Here is a 17274-nt window from a genome sequence, read left to right on the forward strand (position 1 = left end):
CGATTCTCCATACGAAACCCCTTCTGTCAAATGCAAAGAAACCAATCCGCCGACGAGGACCGTTCTCCCCCGACCAATTGCGCGACTAAGATTGCTTGACGTTATGTGTGGTTTCTTTTGGATGACTAAATTGATAATGAGAATTAATCTCATTATCAATAATTTACAATCAAGAGAAAAATCATGAGATTCAAAGTTGCGATCCTTCTATCCTTATCCTGGATTCTTTCCTGCGCACAAAATGCGGCCAACGACCTCACACCCCTTTCCCTCACGGCGATCGGGACCGTTCCAACTTCGTCGGATAACCAGAATGCGTTCCAAATTCTTTCCCCCAAAGAAGGCGAAATGATCCCCGTATATCAACTGGAAACGACGATCCAAGCCGATACGGACGGAGAATACGAGATTTATCACGAGGATCAAAAGATTTCCACTTCCTCGGTCGTAGCTCCAACCACTGTAAAATCCTCCGTTTTTAAACCGATCAATGGCGAGAATACGATCCGGGTTCGTTTTCAAAAATCGGACGGGACCATGGTTAAGAAAGAGGTTCACGTCTACTTCGGGACAAAACTCAGCGCGGGCGCGGCGCATTCCGGTTTTTTAAAGAACGGAGAAGTCTACACGGTCGGTAGAAATAATTTCGGTCAGCTGGGAACCGGAACCTCGACGGGAGACGGAATCAACGACGTCATCGTAAAACTCACTTCGCTGAAGAATATTTCGAGCATTCATTTTACGCAAAACAGTTCGATGGCGATCGCCAAAAACGGAAAGGTTTATACCTGGGGAACCAACGCGAACGGACAATTGGGAATCGGGAACAACACAACCGATCCCGCGAGCGCGTCCACTGCGGGTCCGAGACTACCTCCGATCGAAGTTCCGGGAATCGGCGACGCCGTTATGGGCGCGTACGGTTTCGATCACGCTCTCGTTTTAAAATCAAACGGAACGTTAGTCGCCTTTGGTTTGAACAGCGTGGGACAACTCGGCAACGGCGCGACCGGTCTTACGACCACCACGATCTCGACGACTCCCGTAGCCGTTGTCGGATTAACGGATGTGATTCAAGTGATCGCCGGTTCGGCTCATTCGGCGGCCCTCACCTCTTCCGGCGAGGTTTACGTTTGGGGAAGAAGTCAATACGGCAACTTAGGAAACGGAGCGATCACAACCGCGACGACCGCACAATCCACTCCTTTGAAAGTTCCGGGTCTTTCCGGAATCAAACAGATCGCAAACGGAAGAGATCATATTCTCGCTCTAAAATCGGACGGAACGATTTATTCTTGGGGACTCAACGCAAGCGGTCAGTTGGGAATCGGAGGCTCGGGATCGCCGAACCCCACGGCAACTCCAACACAGATTTTGAATATTACAAATGCTTCATCCGTTTGGGCGGGCGGAACCCAGAGTTTTGCGATCCTAAAAAACGGAACCGTAAAAGGATGGGGAGCCAACGGAACCACCGCAAACCTCGGAATCGGAGAAACCACGACCACCAAGGTCTACGAACCGAACAACGCCGTGATCGGAATTTCGGAATTGATTCATTTCGGATGCGGGGCGACGCATAACTTCGCTCTTCTTTCCAACGGTTCTTTTTACGGATGGGGTTGGAATTTCAAAGGTTCCCTCGGAAGACCGGATCTTCAGACGAACTGGGGCGCCGCGACCCCCGTTTCCATCACACTTCCCTAATATGCAAGGAATGGAATGCGTTTGAAATTTCAATTTTTTATTTTTTTATGGATTTCATTCTTCCTTGGAGCCTGTTCTCCCCGGAAAGAATTTTGTTCCTCTTCCGAATGCAAAAACGGAACCGCGCTTCTCGCATTACTTGCGATCTCGTCCAACTCGGAATGGGCTTACGAGAACGGGGAAGAATACCAAGGCGGAATCGGCATGACAAGTTTCGAATTCGGGAGCACCGCGTTTCGTCAATTTGCAAAGAATGCACCCTTGAGTTCCATCTCGGAATTTACGGTGGGACAAACCGTCTTTGAGGTTCCTTGGACGGCCGGTTTTTCCTCCACGCTTCCGGATCGGGACGGTCTGGGTCCTCTCTTTCACACAAATTCCTGTTTTGCCTGTCACGCGGCAAACGGAAGAGCCTTGGAAGAAGACGGTGAAACATTGACCGTAAGTCTGGTTCGTTTGAGCGTGGGAAACGATTCGCGCAACGCGGAACCGAACTACGGAGGACAATTTCAACCGAACGGGGTCGCGGGCGTTTCCAAAGAAGGAGACGCGATCGTAACGTATCGGGAAATCGCCGGTAAGTTCGACGATGGAACCGAATACACATTACGTTCTCCTACATTACAACTTTCGAATTTAGGATACGGACCTCTCGCAAACGACACAAGGACTTCGATTCGAGTCGCTCAACAAGTGATCGGACTCGGTCTTTTGGAGGCGATTCCCGAAAGTTCCATTCTCGCGTTAGCGGACCCGAACGACAGGGACGGGAACGGAATTTCCGGAAAACCGAACTACGTCCGCAATCTAAACGGAATCGGAACCGCGCTGGGAAGATTCGGATGGAAAGCGAATAACACCGATTTGACGAGACAAAACTCGGCGGCCTTTTCGGGAGATTTGGGAATCACTTCTCCCCTCTTTCCAAACGAGAATTGTATGAGTTCGCAGACTCAGTGTCAATCTTCCGCGAACGGAGGTTCTCCCGAAGTTCCGCAAAGTAAGATCACCGCGATCACGAATTATATGAAACTGGTCGCGGTTCCCTCAAGAAGAAAGGCGGATAACGCGAGCGTTCTCGCCGGAAAGGAAATATTCTTTAAGGCCGGATGCAAGAATTGTCATATTCCAAAAATGCAAACCGGAACGAACGCGAGTTTTCCCGAACTGTCCAATCAAACGATCCGGCCTTACACGGATCTTTTGTTACACGACATGGGGGAAGGACTCGCCGATCATAGACCGGACGAGGAAGCGAGCGGAAGCGAATGGAGAACTCCTCCTCTTTGGGGAATCGGTCTTTTCGAAACGGTCAACGGTCATACTCGTTATCTGCACGACGGAAGAGCGGGCAGTTTGATGGAAGCGGTTTTATGGCACGGCGGCGAAGCGGAGTCTTCAAAAAAATACGTTCTCGGGTTGGACATACGGGATCGAACCCATCTCTTGAATTTTTTGAAGTCGCTTTAATTTTTAGGGACTCGCGTATTGAATTAAAGTCTCGAAAAGAATGGTGGAACCTAACTTCAAGTTTTCGACGCTGATATTCTCATCCTTACCGTGAAGACCTTCCGTATCCTTTGCGGTTAGGATGGCGGGATTCAAACCGTAACATTGAATCCCGATTCTTCGAAAACGAGCGTTATCCGTTTTACCCGCGGACATAAAGGGAGCGGCCACACTTCCGGGAACCTTCGACGTGGAAACGTTCGCCAAAATTTGAAACAGATCGCTGTCCAAGGGAGAATCGTCCGGCCCGATCTCGTCGAACACTTCCACTTCGATCCCGTACGGTTTTGCGATTTCACGGATTTTTTCCAAGTATTCCTTCGAGTCCACTCCGGGAAGAATTCGAACATCCAATTTTCCGAAGACATCTCCCGAAAGAACGTTGTAACCCTCTCCTTCCGAGGTTTGAATTCCGGTGATCGCTTTCGTGTTTCGGGTCATCGCCGAAAGATGTTTGTTCTTTTTCAGGGTTCCGCTTAACAAGGGTTTGATGATCGGATTGGACGCGTTTTTTAAAAAGAAGGAGGTCGGAAAGGAAGCGACGCTCCCGAGTTGATAAAAATACGCCCTCGTTTCCTCGGTGATTTTGATTCCGCTGTCGAAAGAAAGAATTTCCTCGTAAAAACGGATCAGATTCAGAGTCGCATATTCCGCGTTAGGCGTACTTCCGTGTCCGCTTTCTCCCTTCGCTCTGAGTTTCAACCAGAGATTTCCTTTTTCCGCGTATTGAATGTTGAATAGAGTGGCTCCTTGAATTCCTACGTCCTTGGTCGCGACACCGCCCTCGTTCAACATACTTCCATACTCGCGGAACAATTCTCCGTGACGTTCCGCCATATAACGGGCCCCTAAAAAACTTCCGCTCTCCTCGTCGGCTAGGGCCAGAAACATCACCTTTCGATTCAATTCTATCTTGGAACGTTTTAATTCCAGAAAGGCCATCAACTGCATCACGGCCAAACCTTTCATATCCAAGGCGCCTCTTCCGTAGATTCTCCCGTTCACCAAATCACCGTTATACGGAGGAACGCTCCATTCGCTCGGATTGGCTTCGACAACGTCCGTATGATTTCCCAATATGATTCCCTTCAGGGAACTCGGTTTGCTCGGTTCGAGTACCGCGACAAGATTGGCCCGATCGGGACGTTCTTTGGACGCGTAGATCGTGGAGGGAATTCCTTCCTTTTTTAAGATCGTTTGCAGATACTGCGCTACCGCGAGTTCGTTCGATCGTTCGGTTCGAATTCGGATTAAATTTTGGAGAATTTTTACGGCTTCCTTGTTTCTTTCTTCCCAATCCACTTCGATCGGGATCGGTTTTAATACGATCTTTCGGATCGGCGAAGAATAAAAACATCCGCCGAGCGATATAAGAACACAAACCACAAGAAAACGTTTCATAAATACTCCGTATGATTCTCCTGCCTTCTTACAAACGCAAATCTTTAGGAAGGAAAGACCACAAACTTATTAACGCTATCAATTTAGGCAAGCATGGAATCGAAATAAATTATACGATCCGTTTCGCTTTCCCGTTGACAAGTTAGGGAATTTTTATATAAGTTCGGATTCTAATTCTCTCAAGAATTCCCAATCTTTTATAAGAGGTCGTATGGCATTTCGAAGAACGATCGGAGCGAGCGCGTCCGAAGACAGACTTGAAAAATTGATTCAGGATAGACTCAAACCGGGAGCCGATAAATCGAAGATCGATCAAAGGATCTGGGATCTTTTCGGCGAGGATTGGTGCGTGATATTTACGGATCTTTCCGGATTTTCAAGAGGGGTCGAAAAGTTCGGAATCATACATTTCCTCCAAACGATTCACGAATCGGAAAGAATTCTGATCCCGATCATAGAAGACCACGACGGAATTCTTTTGAAGTCGGAAGGAGACAGCTTCTTAGTCATCTTTCGCAACGTCGGTAAGGGAATCGAATCCGCGATCAAAATGCAACAAGAACTTGTTTCCTACAATCAGGACAAAATTCCGGAGGAGAAAATTCTTCTTTGTGTGGGCTTGGGTTACGGAAAGGTTCTGAAGATCGGAGATACGGACGTGTTCGGTTCCGAGGTAAACACGGCGAGCAAACTCGGCGAGGACATGGCCGAAGCCGGAGAAATTTTAGTGACTCATTCCGTCTACGAACAGGTTTCCGAAAAACATCTGAAATTCGAAACACTTTCGGAAGCGCCCGCGGGAACCTCGAAAGCCTATAAACTCGTCTACTAAGATACATTCAAATTTTAGAATATACTAAGAACCCTTCCTCTTCCCGATCGTATAGGGCGAATCACCCTATACGATCCTAAACTTCCGTCGTATCGCCTGAGGATTCTTCCTTGACCGTTTCGTCCGATAAGATTGAATCAAGGAAAGTGTTTTTCCGGGATTCATACTGCAAAAAAACGATGATTCGTCTTTTTTTGTTCGTAACTTTCTGGAATTGTAAAGCGAACTCCGCAACGGAACAAGAAATTCTTCGTTACGCCGCGCATCTCGGCGAAACCAAATGCGAATGTGAAAAGATAGAAAGAAAAGAAGGAGCCGATTCCGAAGACCTTTCGGTTTGTCTGAATCTTCTGGAAGACGCTCAGAGAAAATACGGGATTCACGTTCGCAAACTTCCTGCTCTTTCCTCCAAGGCGGAACTTTTGGTTCAACGCTCCTATGCAAAAAAATGCCCTCGTTAAACGAGGATTCAAAAACAGAAGCAAACATTTCGATCCGATTCCTTTTCTAGTTAAGAATTTACTTTTTATGAAACCATCCATTTACACAGACGGACCACTTCCGGATCTTTCCGGCACTTACACGATTACGATCACGGAAAGCTTTTTGAAAGCGGTTCCCGCAAAAATTTCCATCGAACAAAACGAAGCGGATATAAAAGTCTCCTTGGATTTGAAGAAACAAAACGAAACCGATTCTTCTCCGAAAACCATGAACGGTAAAATCACCGAACGCAACCGGCACCACGTGATCGTCGAGTTCGAAAACGGAACCTGGGAACGTTACGTTTTTACGGAAGGAAGATTCTCCGGTCACGCATTCCTTTTGGAAAACTCCTAAAAATCGGATTCTTCCCGGAAGAACCGATCTAAAAAATCGGAATTGTTCTCGAAAAAATATCGTACGTCTCCGAGAATTCGCAAACGCGACCTCGCAACGGAGACTGAAACAAACGATGATCCGACTAGAACATTTCCCCGCATTGAAAAAAACAAAAACCTCTTCGCATAAGAATCCTCCGATCCTGTTCGTTCACGGGGCTTGGCACGGCGCGTGGTGTTGGAAGGATTGTTTCGTTCCGCATTTTCAAAAAGCGGGTTACGAAGTGTATTCGATGGATCTAAGAGGACACGGAAACAGTCCGAACGGAAACGGTTCGTTTCGATGGAACTCGATCCGCAATTACGTTCAAGACGTGGAAGAAGTTCTAGGTCGTTTGCCCGAGACTCCGATTTTAATCGGACATTCCATGGGCGGACTCGTAGTCCAAAAAACATTAGAAAAAACGAATGCACCCAAGGCGGTTCTTCTTGCGAGCGTTCCTCCGCACGGAGTTTTTAGGATCACCTTGGAGCTTTTAGTCAAGTTTCCGACCAAGTTCTTAAAGGTGCTCGGAACACTTTCGCTTCTTCCCCTCGTCGAAGACAAAAAGATCGCCCGCGAATTGTTCTTTTCCGAATCGATCGGCGAAAAAAAGGCCCTCGAGTACGCTTCCAAGATGCAGAACGAATCCTTTCTCGCGTTTTTGGATATGCTTCTTTTCTGTCTTCCGAGTCCTAAAAAAGTGAAAACTCCGATTCTCGTTTTAGGCGGAGAAAAGGATCGTTTTTTCGTTCCCTGGGAAGTAAAAAGAACCGCAAAAGCGTATCAAACCGAAGCGGAGATTTTTTCAGGCATAGGTCACAACATGATGTTGGATACGGGCTGGGAAAAGGTCGCGGATCGGATCGAAGCCTATCTCGGAAATACGCCCGCCCTCGCCGTCGAAACGAAAAAACAAAAATCGGCTCCGAAGAAAAAGGCGAAACCCAAAAAAAAGGCCAAGAAGAAATAATACGAATTCCGTTAAACGGACATGGGCGGATCGATTCCGATTCGTCTCCGATTTCAAAACGGTTTGGTCAATTTATTATTGATTTTTTTATAAAATAGGGTCTCATATTCCCCTTACGCTTTTGTCCCCCGTTCAAAAGGAGGATCAAAGCAAGGAAAGCGAAAATATGGGATTCAGATTCAAATCCTTTTTATTCTCCGGTTTTATACTCTTCTCAGCCGCGACGTTACCTCTTCGTTCCGAAAGTCTGATCGTGGATTCTCTTTTTAAAAAATCGAATCTCATCGGTTTTGTGGAACGTTACGAAGACGATCGAGCGCTTCTCAAACGAACCGACTTCGTAAAAAACGATTTCGAGTTTCAAAAAGTCACCAAGGTAAACCTCGGTTATTCCGATTCCGCGCATTGGCTTCGAGTCAACGTCAAAAACGAGGATCGAAATTCCAAACTCGTCTTATACGAATTCGCATATCCTTTGATCGATTCGATCGAACTCTACGTTCAAAACTTGGAAAGCGGCGATACACAAACCTTACGATCGGGTGATAAACTTCCTTTCGACTCGAGGGAAATCAGACATCAGAATTTTATCTTTCCGATTCGATTGGCGGCTCAGACCGAGTATCGGATTTTGGTGAGAATTCTCACAGAAAGTTCCGTTCAATTCCCGATGACTCTCTGGTCCGCCAACGAGTTCTCGAATCATATCGTCGCCGAACAAAAAACATTCGGACTCTATTACGGAATTATGATCGCGATGATGGCGTATAACTTCTTTCTTTTTTTGGGAACGAGGGATAGGTCTTATCTTTTTTACGTTTTGTTTTTAACGGGTTACGTTTTATTCCAGGCGTGTTTGAACGGTCTTGCGTTTCAGTATTTATGGCCGGACGCGATTTGGTGGGCCAATTCTTCCCTGCCCTTTTTTATGTTTTTCGGCGGAGGTTGGGGCGCGCAGTTTTCGAGGGAATTCCTGAGAATGAAATCGTATCACGCGGTATTGGATCGGGTTCTTCTCGGTTATTTCGTGATCGGTATGATCGCCTCCGTTCTGAGTTTGGGTCTGAACTTTTCGCTCGGAATCAAATTAGCAATCGCTTATGTGTTTTTGATGGTCGTGCTTTTGATTTCGGCGGGGCTCGTTTCCATATTCAAAGGTTATAGGGCGGCGCGGTTCTATCTATCGGCTTGGATTTTTTTGCTGTTGGGAATCATAACCTATATTCTAAAAACGTTAACCTTATTTCCTTCCAATTTTTTCACGGAATATTCGATCCAATTCGGTTCCTCCTTCGAGGTTTTACTTTTGTCCTTGGCATTGGCCGATCGGATCAACATTCTCAAAAAAGAAAAAGAGGAAGCGCAAAGGAAGCTGATCGAAAATCAAAAGGAAGCCCTCAAAAAACAAACCGTGATGACCCAATCCTTCGAACGATTCGTTCCGAAACAATTTTTGAATCATCTCGGAAAGGACGACATCAGCGACATTCGTTTGGGCGATCAGGCGAGAAAGGAAATGACGATCTTCTTTTCCGATATCCGTCATTTCACGAGGCTTTCGGAGAAAATGGATCCGAGGGATAATTTCAATTTTTTGAATTCTTATCTGAAACGGATGAACCCTCTCGTCATTCAAAACGGAGGTTTCGTGGATAAGTTTATCGGAGACGCGATCATGGCCCTCTTTCCCGAATCGGGAGAAGACGCGTTACGCGCCGCGATCGAAATGCAATCCGAGGTAAGACTTTACAATCATCATCGTTTGAAAACCGGTTACGAACCGATCAAAATCGGAATCGGAATTCATACGGGACATTTGATGCTTGGTACGATCGGAACCGAGGAAAGAATGGAAGGCACTGTCATTTCCGATACGGTCAATCTCGCGTCGAGGATCGAAGGACTTACTAAGAAGTTCGATTCTTCCATTCTCATCAGCGAAAAAACGATGCAGACGATTCCCGATCCGACCCGTTACAAGATGAGATTGATCGGGCGCGCCAAAGTAAAAGGAAAAGAGGACGAGATCGTGATCTTCGACGTGTATGAAGGACTTTCTCAGTTTCAGATCGATTTAAGAAACGATACGAAATACGATTTCGAAAAAGGTGTGACTCATTTTCTCCTAAAGGAATTCGAAAAATCGGAAGCGGCTTTCGCTTCGGTCGTCAAAACCGATCCTACGGATTACGCGGCGGAGGCGTATCTCAAGGCGCTTCGAAAGACGTCCGCTTTGCGGAAGGTTTAAGAATATTATAATTTACTGAATCTTTAACTCGGACTTTCTTTTTTCGACCGCCTCGGCGAATTCTTGAAACGCTTTTTTAAACGTTTGAATCGTTTCCGTTTCGATCAATTCTTCCCGATCGTTGAATTTTCTACGCGCAAAAGCGACGGAAAAGGAAGCCTTTTCCACGATTCCGACGTTCATCGCTTTTAAAGTTGTGATGAGGGACGCGTGCGCTTTTTCGCCGCCCATATACGAAGGAGACGCGCTGAGCGCCATCACGGGTTTGTCCACGTATTCTCCGGAACCCACGACCCAGTCCAAGGAATTTTTCAAAGAACCGGGCATTCCGTGCGCGTATTCCGGCGTGCAGATCAAAACTCCGTCCGCATCTTTCAGCGCGGCCCGGTAACGAAGAACGACTTCGGGAGAATTTTCATCGTCCTTTTCCGGAGAAAAATGAGGCAGATCGTCTAACTCCTCGTAGGCGATAAACTTCATGGACGAGGGAGCGACTTTACAAATCGCTCGGATGAGTGCGGAGCTCGTGGATTGGGAACGTAAACTTCCCGAGATGGTTAGAATTTTCATACTGTAGAGATTAGAGCGGCGCGGAGGAAATTCGGTTGAAAAAAAATTTCCAAACGGTCCGGTACTTCGCGATTTCAGAGAAGAATGATTTTGAACGTTGTCCCTTGATTGATACGGCTTTCGACCTCGATTCTTCCTCCCATTGCTTCCACTTGGTTTTTCGTGATGAACAAACCGATTCCCTTCGCGTCCCGGTTATTATGAAAGGTCTTATACATTCCGAAAAGTTTATCTCCGTTTTTATTCATGTCGATCCCGAGTCCGTTATCGGCGATGCTCAGAACCAAACGGCTTTTTTCGTAAGTCGCGCTGAGGGTAATCTCCGGAATCCGATCCGGATGTCTGTATTTGACCGCGTTGGTGAGAAAATTCAGAAGAATACTTTCCATATAGGAGGCGTTGCAACGCACCTTGATCGAATCCGAAACCAGATTCTTGATTTGAACCTGATACTTCTGGATCTCGCCGCCGATCGTCCGAGTCGCCTTTTCGATATAATCCCGAAGAACGATCTCCGTGTTCTGCAGATTTTTATTCGTCTGAATCGAAACCACTTCGTTTAAGTTGAGAATCGTGTCCATCAGACTGTCCGACGCTTTCGTAATATACTGAATGACTTCCTGTCTTTCGGTTTCGTTTTCGGATTCCTCCAGAATTTTCAGAAGCATCGTGATGTTTCCCGCGTGGGAACGGAGATTGTGGGAAACTATATGAGCGAAATTTAATAGACGATCGTTTTGATCGTTCATGATGTCCAGAGTTCTTTGAAGAGCGAGTTCTTTCTGCTTTTGTTCCTGTATGTTTTGAAACGTGCCGGAAACGCGGATGCATTTTCCGTTTTGAAATTCCGGTTTGCCGATGGACCGGGCCCAAACTAGGTTTCCCTTTGCCGTCACGATCTCGATTTCCATATCGAAAGATTTTCCGGTGGCGACCGAATCCGCAAAAATATCCGCGGCCTTTTTCCGGTCCTTTTCGTTTTTAAAAAACCGAGCGCCTTCGTTTCCGTCCGGTTGATAATCCTCCGTCAATTCAAAGATCTCCTTTGTAACCTTACTCCAAACTCTGGAGTTCGTTTCCAAGTCCACTTCCCAAGAACCGATCTGTGCGGCCTCGTTGGTTCGGGTGAGAATTTCCTCAAGCCGACTTCTTTCAAACTCCTTCCGTTTCAACGCGGTAATATCCGCGGTGTACATCAAGATACCGCCGACCGTGTTTTGAGAAATATACCAAGGTCTTACTTCCCAGATGATCCATTGCACGGATCCGTCTTCTCGAACGAACTCCTCTTCTTCCTTTCTTAAAACCTTTCCTCGAAGACATTCCTGATGAATCTGTTTCCATTCGTCGCCGATCTCCGGAAAAATATCGTAGTGCGACTTGCCTACGATTTCCGTTTCGTTCAGATGATAATCCACGAGCCATTGTTGCGAAGCGGCCATATATCTCATGTTCGTGTCGAACATCGCGATCGCGGAAGGAGCCTTTTCGATAAAGACCTTATTGAGTTCGTAACTTTCCTTGAGGGCGATCTCCGCATTTTTGTGTTTGGTGATGTCCCAATTCGTTCCGATCATTCGAAACGGTTTTCCGGAAGCCAACCTTTGAACGATCGCGGTCGCTTTTATATGATGAACGTCGCCGTTCTTCCAGACGACTCGAAACTGAGTGTCGAAATCCTTCTCGCCTGAAAGTCCTTGCAAAAGTTCTAATTTACATCTTTCTAAATCGTCCGGATGCAGACTTTTTTCCCAGTCTTCTACGGTGCCCGAAAAGTCCTCTCGTTTTACTCCGTAGAGATCGAACATCGTTTCGTCCCATTCGACCCGATTTAGGATCGGATCAAAATCCCAGATTCCAACACGAGCGGTTTGTGTCGCGAGCGCGAGACGATCGACCGTGTGTTGCAGTTCCGATTCTATCTTTTTGGATTTTGTAATGTCGAAGTAAGTTCCGAGCATGAGAATCGGCTTTCCGTCCGGCGCGGTCTCGACCACCTTACAGGTACACTTAAACCAAACGATACTTCCGTTCTTGTGCAGAAAACGAATGTCCGCTTCGTACGGTTGACGAAGATCGGTCTTAAGATATTCTTCGAATTCGTTTTGAATCGGATCCAAGTCGTCGGGAACGATATGAGATTGCCATGTTCGAATGGAATCCTCGAGTTCTTCGTCCTTGTAACCCAACATGGATTTCCAAGCGGGGCTTAAGTAACTCGTGTTTTCGGAGAAATTTTTTTCCCAATATCCGGCGTGCGCTTGTTCAAGAATGGTTTGAAGGATATGGATCATCGGACGACGGAATACAGAGCGTAAATGCCAAAAATAAGATACAATTCACGCTATATTTTGGACAAAAGCGGCCGTTCGGTCAAGTCCAAAAGCTGAGCCTCTAAGAGTATATACGAGATCGATTGAATAAATTCGAAGCCGAAAGGATTCTTTATCCTAAAAAGAATTCCGAACCGCAAAACGCCCGATTCTTTTTTCGTTCGGCGCGAATCGTTATAAATTTATTTCCTAAGAATGATTCCATTTTATCCGTCTAAACTCCGCTTTTACGAAGACGACCGTTCGATCCTTATATTCAAACTTCGCTTCTTTGTGCAGGTTCGATTCTTCTCCGATCGTTCCGTTTGCTTTTCCAAAAAAACACGCGCCGAAATGCGGAATTTCCAAAAAATGATTTTCATTTGTGTATCACAATACAAGCATGATTTTCTTTTAAGGACTCGAAATAAGTTAAGAATTTTAGAATGTAACGTTTGTATAATATTCCTCGTTCATTGAACAATATATTGTACAGTCGATATTGCGGATTCATTTGACCGATTTTGAAAAGGAAGAATTCAAACCCTCCTCAAACGTCCGAATTGATTTTGAATTTTAGGAGAAATCGGCATGGCTGATACCACCGTACAACATTCCCTCGGCGATAACGCCGCACGCAAATTAGCGAACACTACCAAAACTGCGCCTCAGTACGGAGCCATAACGCCTCGTTGGCTCGTTCGTTTATTGGATTGGAAACCATTGGAATCGGGAACTCTCAGAGTCAACCGAGTGAAGGACAATACTTCCGTCGAAGTTCTCTGCGGACAAAAAGACGAACAACCTTTGCCGGAAACTTTCGTAAACTACGAAGAACAACCCAGAGAATATACGCTCAGCGCAATCTCAACCGTTCTGGACGTTCATACGAGAGTGTCCGATCTATTCAGCACACCACACGATCAGATCAAGGAACAACTTCGCTTAACAATCGAAAGCGTAAAGGAACGTCAAGAGAACGAACTGATCAACAACGACGACTACGGACTTTTGAAACATGCTCCCAAGTCCCAAAGAATCTCCACACGCAAGGGCCCGCCCACTCCGGACGATTTGGACGAACTCATCACAAAGGTTTGGAAAGAACCTTCGTTCTTCCTCGCACATCCGCTCGCGATCGCGGCCTTCGGTAGAGAATGTACTCGCAGAGGAGTTCCACCCGCTACCGTTTCTCTTTTCGGAGCTCAGTTTCTGACTTGGAGAGGATTGCCGATCGTTCCTTGCGACAAACTGCTCGTAGACGGAGAAAGCAAACCGAAAACGAACGGCGGTAAGACGAACATTCTTCTTTTGAGAGTGGGCGAAAAAAAACAAGGAATCATCGGTCTCTTTCAACCCGGACTTCCGGGAGAACAAACTCCGGGACTATCGGTTCGTTTTATGGGAATCAATCGTTCCGCAATCGGATCTTATCTGATTTCCTTATACTGTTCAGCCGCGATTCTTACGGACGACGCGATCGGCGTTCTGGAGAACGTGGACGTAGGCAACTATCATGAGTACAAGTGATCCTCTTTCCTGGGTTCCGAAAGATTTTTCCTCTTCCGGACAAAAAGAAATGCAGGGTTTTATCGATCCGAGCGTGATCGCAAGTATGGCGGGAGAACTTTACGGTTCTCTCCCGAAAGGCGGAAGCGTGGAAGAATTGATTCTTTCCGATTCTTCCATTACGGAATCGAAGTCCTTGGTGCAAAAGACGGCTCCGGTAAAGTCCGGTTCTATATTAGAGAATTCTTATGGTTTGGATTTAAGCGAATCCGAACTCAGCAGAATTCCGGACGGAATCTTATCCGGATCGAACCTTCCCTCTTTTCCCGGAGGACTTACTTCTAAAAACGTCGGCATCGGCGCGCAACCGTTCTCCACTTCGTTTTCTTTTTTGGAGGACATACGTTCTTTCGTTCCGAACGTTCCCGGAAGTCAATCGATCGAATCGTTCGGATTCAGTCCGAGTCTGATCCCGAAGGTGAATTTATCCTCGGGCGGTTTGGATATCGCTTCCTTAAAAAAGGATTTTCCGATTCTCAAAGAAAAGATCAACGGAAGAGAATTGGTTTGGCTGGACAACGCGGCCACGACTCAAAAACCGCAGAGCGTAATCGATCGAATCTCCTCCTTTTACGAACACGAGAATTCGAACATCCACAGAGGCGCGCACACGTTAGCCGCTAGAGCGACCGACGCCTACGAGGACGCGCGGGAAAAAACGGCCCGCTTTTTAAACGCGCCCTCTTCGAACGAAATCGTATTCGTACGAGGCGCGACGGAAGCGATCAACCTTGTCGCACAGACTTGGGGAAAACAAAACATAGGCAAGAACGACGAGATCATCATCAGCTGGCTCGAACACCACGCGAATATCGTTCCTTGGCAGATGTTGTGTTCCGAAAAAGGCGCTAGGTTAAAGGTCATTCCGGTGGACGAGACCGGTCAGATCATCTTAGCCGAATACGAAAGACTTCTCAGTCCGAGAACGAAACTCGTTTCCATCACACAAGTTTCAAACGCGTTAGGCACCGTTACTCCGCTCGTACCAGTCATCGAACAAGCTCATAAGTTCGGAGCGAAGGTTCTCGTGGACGGAGCGCAAGCGGTTTCTCATATGCCGATCGACGTACAGGCGTTAGACTGTGATTTTTACGTTTTTTCGGGTCACAAGGTTTTTGCGCCCACAGGCATCGGAGTTCTATTCGGTAAATCGGAAGTTCTCGAAACGATTCCTCCTTGGCAAGGCGGAGGAAACATGATCGAAGACGTGACGTTCGAAAAGACGGTCTATCAACCGGCGCCTTTTCGTTTTGAAGCGGGAACCGGAAACATCGCGGACGCGGTGGGGCTCGGCGCCGCCATCGACTACCTCGATCAGATCGGAATGAAGAACGTAGCCGACTACGAACATTCTCTTTTGGAGTATGGAACGGAACAGTTGCAAAGAATTCCGGGCTTACGTCTGATCGGAACGTCGAAGGACAAGGCGGGAGTTTTATCGTTCGTGCTCGAAGGTTTTAAAACCGAGGACGTGGGAAGATTCTTAAACCAGGAAGGAATCGCGGTTCGTTCGGGACATCACTGCGCCCAACCGATTCTCCGTCGTTTCGGATTGGAAAGTACGGTCAGACCTTCATTAGCGCTTTATAATACTTGCGACGATATCGACGCTTTGGTCTCCGCTCTTTTCGATTTGAGAGGGGGAAGAACCTCCGGTCCTCTTTAAAAAGAGAATCAGATCGTAAAGTCGATCACGTCGTCCAGTTCCTTAGAGGTCCGAACCCGGACCTCGCTTCTTTGATGAACGATGGAATAAGGCGCGATGCTCTGCGTAATCCACGCGTTCCCGCCGATGATGCTGTTTCGACCGATTACCGTTTCTCCTCCGAGAATGGTCGCGCCCGCGTAAATGATTACGTTTTCTTCGATCGTGGGATGTCGCTTTAACATGGCCATATCCTTGCTCACTGACAAAGCGCCTAACGTGACTCCTTGATAGATTTTTACGTTATCCGCGATTACGGAAGTTCCTCCGATTACGATCCCGGTTCCGTGATCCATAAAAAAGGATCTTCCTATGGACGCTCCGGGATGAATGTCGATTCCCGTTTTTTCATGGGCGTATTCGCTTAACATTCTCGGGAAAATGGGAATGGACATCTTATGAAGCGCGTTCGCGACTCTATGAACCGCGATCGCGTAAAAACCCGAATACGCGAGGATCACTTCCTTAACGCTTTCCGCCGCGGGATCTCCTTCAAACGCGGCGATCGCGTCGTGCCAGATCAGATCGTATAAAGAAGGAAGTTCGTCCTTAAATCGGTCCAGAACTCCGTCGATCGTGATGTGTTCCGAAAAAGAATTCTCCTGACTGGAAAGATAAGGATAAAGTTTATCCTTTGTGTGAAGAAAAAATTCGGAAAGACTGTCTTCGACGTGAGCGAGATCGCGGAACGTAACGTCCGAAAAATATCCGGCAAAGATGATGTTGAACAATTCGCTGATGAAGTTTCCGGCCACCTTTCGACCGCCGTAACGATGAGGATCCTCGTTTTGTTTTTGATAGATGGATTCTACGAATTTTTTGTATCTTCCCTCTTCGGGAGAAATGCCGAAATGCGTGGGACTAAAACTTTTTTCACTCACAAAAAATCCTCTTAGGCGGAAAGAATACCAAAGGCCTCATTCAACGAGAACAGGGTTTTGGAGAAAAATAGAATTTAGTACAAACGGCGAATATATTCTACATTCAAAAAATACATTACACAAGTTTTGAATGTTTTTTTAAAACGCGGAGAAAACGAAGACTACTTTTGTTTTTTCTTCGGTTTTGTCTTATCTTGTTTTTTGGAGGAAGGTTTGGAATCCAGAAACAAAAGTCGAACGTCCTTCGAAGTTAATACGCGACCGTCCTTGGATTTGATTTCGATCTTTTGAATCGGCTTCCCGTTCTTTTCGTCCACAAGAACCTGGTTGACGGATTCTTTGTCAAAAAGATATTTCTCGCCCCATTGTCTGAGAGATACGAGAATCGGAAACAAATCCCTTCCCTTATCCGTGAGAGCATATTCCAGATAAGCGCTTCCGTCCGAAGCGGGAACGATTTCTAAAACTCCGTCCGAGACCAACTTATGAAGTCTGGAACTGAGAATATTCTTTGCAAGTCCGAGACTTTTTTCGAATTCGCCGAATCTTCGTTTGCCTAAGAATGCGTCCCTCAATATGAGCAGAGACCACCATTCTCCGATTGCGGAAAGGGATCTTGCGATCGGACAATCTTCGGCTTCAAGATTTTTTCGTTTCACAATGATCCCTCCTCTCTTACCCGAGAATGTTATGAATCTCGGAGATC

14 protein-coding genes are annotated in these 17274 nt (G+C 46.6%); 9 read left to right on the forward strand and 5 right to left on the reverse strand.

The genetic code is table 11. From position 1 onward, the window contains the following. Positions 1 to 183 precede the first annotated feature (183 nt). Together LEP1GSC052_RS06825 and LEP1GSC052_RS06830 are read left to right on the forward strand one after the other, a co-directional pair. Positions 184 to 1707: an RCC1 domain-containing protein gene (locus LEP1GSC052_RS06825; RefSeq protein WP_010575053.1), complete on the forward strand. Its 1524-nt coding sequence runs from the start codon at positions 184 to 186 to the stop codon at positions 1705 to 1707. Between the two features lie 204 nt (positions 1708 to 1911). Beyond that, positions 1912 to 3177, forward strand: coding sequence for a di-heme oxidoreductase family protein (locus tag LEP1GSC052_RS06830; protein WP_010575055.1), 1266 nt, complete (start codon positions 1912 to 1914; stop codon positions 3175 to 3177). A 3-nt stretch (positions 3178 to 3180) separates the two neighbouring features. Here LEP1GSC052_RS06830 and LEP1GSC052_RS06835 read toward each other — a convergent pair whose 3' ends face one another. Next, the gene (locus LEP1GSC052_RS06835) at positions 3181 to 4617 is read right to left on the reverse strand and encodes a M20/M25/M40 family metallo-hydrolase (RefSeq protein WP_010575056.1); all 1437 of its coding nucleotides are present in this window, start codon (positions 4615 to 4617) and stop codon (positions 3181 to 3183) included. Between the two features lie 211 nt (positions 4618 to 4828). Between LEP1GSC052_RS06835 and LEP1GSC052_RS06840 the strand changes: the two genes are divergently transcribed. The 5 genes from LEP1GSC052_RS06840 to LEP1GSC052_RS06860 all read left to right on the forward strand — a co-directional run bounded on the left by LEP1GSC052_RS06840 (position 4829) and on the right by LEP1GSC052_RS06860 (position 9531). After that, positions 4829 to 5449, forward strand: a complete 621-nt coding sequence (locus LEP1GSC052_RS06840; protein ID WP_010575057.1) for an adenylate/guanylate cyclase domain-containing protein — start codon at positions 4829 to 4831, stop codon at positions 5447 to 5449. A 179-nt stretch (positions 5450 to 5628) separates the two neighbouring features. Then, positions 5629 to 5910 carry a hypothetical protein gene (locus tag LEP1GSC052_RS06845; RefSeq protein WP_100736327.1) on the forward strand — a complete coding sequence of 94 codons (282 nt, stop codon included), beginning with the start codon at positions 5629 to 5631 and terminating at the stop codon, positions 5908 to 5910. Between the two features lie 67 nt (positions 5911 to 5977). Next, a complete protein-coding gene (locus LEP1GSC052_RS06850) occupies positions 5978 to 6289 on the forward strand; it encodes a hypothetical protein (protein ID WP_135607410.1) in 312 nt (103 codons plus the stop codon). A gap of 115 nt (positions 6290 to 6404) precedes the next feature. Continuing rightward, positions 6405 to 7283, forward strand: coding sequence for an alpha/beta hydrolase (locus LEP1GSC052_RS06855; RefSeq protein ID WP_010575060.1), 879 nt, complete (start codon positions 6405 to 6407; stop codon positions 7281 to 7283). Between the two features lie 166 nt (positions 7284 to 7449). Then, the gene (locus LEP1GSC052_RS06860; RefSeq protein ID WP_020986658.1) at positions 7450 to 9531 is read left to right on the forward strand and encodes a 7TM diverse intracellular signaling domain-containing protein; all 2082 of its coding nucleotides are present in this window, start codon (positions 7450 to 7452) and stop codon (positions 9529 to 9531) included. Positions 9532 to 9543: 12 nt separating this feature from the next. Here the strand turns inward: LEP1GSC052_RS06860 and LEP1GSC052_RS06865 are convergent, their stop codons facing one another. Next, positions 9544 to 10101: an NADPH-dependent FMN reductase gene (locus tag LEP1GSC052_RS06865; protein ID WP_010575062.1), complete on the reverse strand. Its 558-nt coding sequence runs from the start codon at positions 10099 to 10101 to the stop codon at positions 9544 to 9546. Between the two features lie 74 nt (positions 10102 to 10175). Then, on the reverse strand, positions 10176 to 12395 hold the full coding sequence (locus LEP1GSC052_RS06870) for a PAS domain-containing sensor histidine kinase (protein ID WP_010575063.1): 2220 nt from the start codon (positions 12393 to 12395) through the stop codon (positions 10176 to 10178). A gap of 609 nt (positions 12396 to 13004) precedes the next feature. On the opposite strand from LEP1GSC052_RS06870, the gene LEP1GSC052_RS06875 reads away from it, so the two are divergent. Then, positions 13005 to 13943: a family 2A encapsulin nanocompartment shell protein gene (locus LEP1GSC052_RS06875; protein WP_010575064.1), complete on the forward strand. Its 939-nt coding sequence runs from the start codon at positions 13005 to 13007 to the stop codon at positions 13941 to 13943. After that, complete coding sequence (locus LEP1GSC052_RS06880; RefSeq protein WP_010575065.1) at positions 13930 to 15648, forward strand: family 2A encapsulin nanocompartment cargo protein cysteine desulfurase; 1719 nt, start codon at positions 13930 to 13932, stop codon at positions 15646 to 15648. Before LEP1GSC052_RS06875 ends, LEP1GSC052_RS06880 begins: the two co-directional genes overlap by 14 nt. 8 nt (positions 15649 to 15656) lie before the next feature. On the opposite strand, the gene epsC is transcribed toward LEP1GSC052_RS06880, so the two are convergent. Beyond that, the gene (epsC, locus tag LEP1GSC052_RS06885) at positions 15657 to 16532 is read right to left on the reverse strand and encodes a serine O-acetyltransferase EpsC (protein ID WP_040913336.1); all 876 of its coding nucleotides are present in this window, start codon (positions 16530 to 16532) and stop codon (positions 15657 to 15659) included. Between the two features lie 197 nt (positions 16533 to 16729). Further along, positions 16730 to 17227 carry a winged helix-turn-helix transcriptional regulator gene (locus LEP1GSC052_RS06890; RefSeq protein WP_010575067.1) on the reverse strand — a complete coding sequence of 166 codons (498 nt, stop codon included), beginning with the start codon at positions 17225 to 17227 and terminating at the stop codon, positions 16730 to 16732. Positions 17228 to 17274: the final 47 nt, after the last annotated feature.

The sequence above is a fragment of the Leptospira kmetyi serovar Malaysia str. Bejo-Iso9 genome (assembly GCF_000243735.2).
GTDB classification, from domain to species: Bacteria; Spirochaetota; Leptospiria; order Leptospirales; family Leptospiraceae; genus Leptospira; species Leptospira kmetyi.

Excerpts from the sequence above, each read along its gene's own strand:
- LEP1GSC052_RS06825 (WP_010575053.1), top strand. The coding sequence starts at position 184 with ATGAGATTCAAAGTTGCGATCCTTCTATCCTTATCCTGGATTCTTTCC.
- LEP1GSC052_RS06830 (WP_010575055.1), top strand. The coding sequence starts at position 1,912 with ATGACAAGTTTCGAATTCGGGAGCACCGCGTTTCGTCAATTTGCAAAG.
- LEP1GSC052_RS06835 (WP_010575056.1), bottom strand. The coding sequence starts at position 4,617 with ATGAAACGTTTTCTTGTGGTTTGTGTTCTTATATCGCTCGGCGGATGT.
- LEP1GSC052_RS06840 (WP_010575057.1), top strand. The coding sequence starts at position 4,829 with ATGGCATTTCGAAGAACGATCGGAGCGAGCGCGTCCGAAGACAGACTT.
- LEP1GSC052_RS06845 (WP_100736327.1), top strand. The coding sequence starts at position 5,629 with ATGATTCGTCTTTTTTTGTTCGTAACTTTCTGGAATTGTAAAGCGAAC.
- LEP1GSC052_RS06850 (WP_135607410.1), top strand. The coding sequence starts at position 5,978 with ATGAAACCATCCATTTACACAGACGGACCACTTCCGGATCTTTCCGGC.
- LEP1GSC052_RS06855 (WP_010575060.1), top strand. The coding sequence starts at position 6,405 with ATGATCCGACTAGAACATTTCCCCGCATTGAAAAAAACAAAAACCTCT.
- LEP1GSC052_RS06860 (WP_020986658.1), top strand. The coding sequence starts at position 7,450 with ATGGGATTCAGATTCAAATCCTTTTTATTCTCCGGTTTTATACTCTTC.
- LEP1GSC052_RS06865 (WP_010575062.1), bottom strand. The coding sequence starts at position 10,101 with ATGAAAATTCTAACCATCTCGGGAAGTTTACGTTCCCAATCCACGAGC.
- LEP1GSC052_RS06870 (WP_010575063.1), bottom strand. The coding sequence starts at position 12,395 with ATGATCCATATCCTTCAAACCATTCTTGAACAAGCGCACGCCGGATAT.
- LEP1GSC052_RS06875 (WP_010575064.1), top strand. The coding sequence starts at position 13,005 with ATGGCTGATACCACCGTACAACATTCCCTCGGCGATAACGCCGCACGC.
- LEP1GSC052_RS06880 (WP_010575065.1), top strand. The coding sequence starts at position 13,930 with ATGAGTACAAGTGATCCTCTTTCCTGGGTTCCGAAAGATTTTTCCTCT.